Annotated in this window: 3 protein-coding genes; all 3 read left to right on the forward strand. The window is 41.0% G+C overall.

Going from position 1 to position 2666, the window contains the following annotated elements:
* Window positions 1-194 precede the first annotated feature (194 nt).
* Window positions 195-1277 (forward strand): ABC transporter substrate-binding protein, encoded by a 1083-nt coding sequence (locus Q0413_RS02750; RefSeq protein WP_298987055.1) that lies wholly within the window; start codon window positions 195-197, stop codon window positions 1275-1277.
* On the forward strand, window positions 1277-2287 hold the full coding sequence (locus Q0413_RS02755; RefSeq protein WP_298987058.1) for an iron ABC transporter permease: 1011 nt from the start codon (window positions 1277-1279) through the stop codon (window positions 2285-2287). Before Q0413_RS02750 ends, Q0413_RS02755 begins: the two co-directional genes overlap by 1 nt.
* A partial coding sequence (locus Q0413_RS02760) for a hypothetical protein (RefSeq protein ID WP_298987061.1) occupies window positions 2284-2666 on the forward strand: 383 nt, incomplete at its 3' end. The genes Q0413_RS02755 and Q0413_RS02760, both read left to right, overlap by 4 nt.

The following is a 2666-nucleotide window of genomic DNA, read 5'->3' on the forward strand; positions in this document are numbered from 1 at the left end:
ATGTAATGAAGTCTAAATTGAACGAAAAGATATTGTAAATATTGATACTTTTTATTATTTTATTGAAATTTATTCAAAATCGCGCGTCGTAAAATTTAACCCTTCGGCAAAGATATTTTATAATACTATTTTATAAAAAATATTATTTATGGTATAATAGCGGTGAAATTTAACCGTTTTAAGGAGGTCTCATTATGGTTAGAAAAATTTTATTTATATCGCTGCTGCTTGTTTTTTCAAACGCCGCTACACTCACCGACGTTTTAGACAGGCAGGTTGAGGTAAAGGACAAGATAGAAAAGGTCGTTTTGACGTTTTATTTCGAAGAGTACTTCGTAACCACGGGTGAAGAGGGCGTTTCGAAAATCGCAGGATGGTCCAAAGGATACTGGAAAGGTCGCAGAGAAGCGACGTGGCAGGCTTTTTTGAAAAAATTTCCGAGCATAGATCAGATCCCCGATGTGGGCTACGTCGGCAAAAACACTCTATCGTTCGAGCGCATCGTCTCGCTAAAGCCCGATGTGGTTTTGTTTGCAAAAAACGATTACGAAAAAGTTAAGCAAAATTTGAAAAATTTAGATAGCTCGGGCATTGCTGCGGTGTTCGTAGATTTTCATGATGAAAATTTACAAAACCACATGAAAAGCATGGAAATTCTAGGCGAAATTTTTGGTAAGCAAGACAGGATAGCCGAAGTGAATAAATTTTATAAATCAAAATTCGAGCTCGTAGAACAAAGGCTCGCCAAAGCCAAAAATACGACCAAGCCCAAAGTTTACGTAGAATTTAGCGAAAAGGCGGGCGCTAGCGTTTTCGGCGTATCGTATGACGATAAGATGTGGGGAGCCTTCGTCGGCGCCGCCGGCGGAGAAAATATCGCAAAAGGGCTGATAAAAGGCGCCTCCTCGCCGCTCAATCCGGAATTTATAGTCAATAAAAATCCCGATATTATCATATTTGCGGGGAATTATTTTCCAAACGGCGGCAAGAACATCCCGCTAGGCTACGGCGTAAGCAAGCAGGAGGCCGCGGCAAATTTTAATGATTACGCCCAAAGGAGCGGCTGGCAAAACATAAACGCCGTCAAAAATCATAAAATTTACGCGATCTATCACGATCTAAGCAGGCATATTTTCGATTTTGCGGGGATTTTATTTTTCGCGAAAAAAATACATCCCGAGCTCTTTGCAGATATAGATCCTGCCGCAGAGCTGAAGGAATTTTTCGATAAATTTTATCCGGTCGAATTTAGCGGAACGTGGATGATTGATTTTTAATGTCCGCAGAATTTTATAAAAGCCTCGTCTTTAGAAAAATTTTATTAATATGCTGCGGCACGGGGCTTTTATTTGTTTTATTTATACTTGATATAGCAAACGGGCCCGCAAACTACGGTTTTTTTGAAATTTTACAATCCTTTTTTTCGCGCAGCGCAGATAAAAATCTAAGCGTTATAGTCTTTAATATGAGGCTACCTGCGGCGATAGCGGCCGTTTTAGCGGGAGCAAGCCTAGGACTTAGCGGCGCCGTCATGCAGACCCTGTTAGCAAATCCGCTCGCTAGCCCCTACACTCTAGGAGTGGGCTCTGCAGCAGGCTTTGGAGCCGCCGTCGGCATAGTGTTTTTTGCGGGGAATTTTTTAAGCATAGGATTTTTTGCATTTTTCTTCGCTATTTTAAGCATCGTTTTCATATACCGCTTATCAAATCGCATAAATTTAGGCTCTTCGGGCATCATTTTAATAGGGATCATTTTGGTTTTTATCTATCAGAGCTTGCAGGCCTTCGTGATATACGTCGCGGATGAAGCGGAGGTTTCGAGTATTGTTTTTTGGACCTTCGGCTCGCTTTCGAAGGCGAATTACGCGAGCTTATCGATTATGCTCGCGGGATTTGCGGCGGCATTTTTCATATCGCTTTACAATGCCTGGAGCTTTAACGCGGTCTTGCTAGGCGACGAAATAGCTCAAAGCATGGGCGTTTGCGTGCACTCTTTTAAAATAAAAATGCTGATCTTAGCCTCGGTCCTAACCGCTACTTGCGTCTGTTTCGTAGGTACGATCGGCTTTGTTGGACTACTAGGAGCGCACATATCTAGAATTTTAATAGGCGCGGAGCAGAGATTTTTCCTTCCGTTTTCGGCTCTGATAGGAGCTCTGCTTCTTTCATTTTCATCGATTTTGAGTAAAAATTTAATAAGCGGCGTAATCTTTCCTATCGGCATAATCACCTCCTTCATCGGGGCGCTGTTTTTCCTAGCGATCGTGCTAAATAAGGGGCGCGGATGAGGGTTGAAGGCTTAAGCTTTTCATACAAAAACAAAGAAATTTTAAAAACTCCTGAGGGTAAAATAACATCTGCCAAAAACAGAATAGGTGATTTATATGAGGTTTGGGGGATGTCTATAAGAGATACAAGAGCAAAGTTTTGGGAACTTATAGCAGACAATGCAGAAGGTATTCAAGATATGATAACAAAAGTATTCAAAGCTGGTGGAAGTTTTGTAGATACTTTTATGGGAGTTTTTAGAGATATAAAAAAAGGTTTTAATGCTTTACCAGATGGAGCAAAAACAGCATTTAAGGTTATAGGTGGTTTGGCACTTGCTACTAAATTCCCACTTGTAGGGCTATTCTTAGCTATTGAAGATGTATTTGCAGCATTTCA

Source organism: uncultured Campylobacter sp., from assembly GCF_938045465.1.
Classification (GTDB): domain Bacteria; phylum Campylobacterota; class Campylobacteria; order Campylobacterales; family Campylobacteraceae; genus Campylobacter_B.

Coding starts and splice junctions, on each gene's coding strand:
- Q0413_RS02750 (WP_298987055.1), top strand. CDS start 195: ATGGTTAGAAAAATTTTATTTATATCGCTGCTGCTTGTTTTTTCAAAC.
- Q0413_RS02755 (WP_298987058.1), top strand. CDS start 1,277: ATGTCCGCAGAATTTTATAAAAGCCTCGTCTTTAGAAAAATTTTATTA.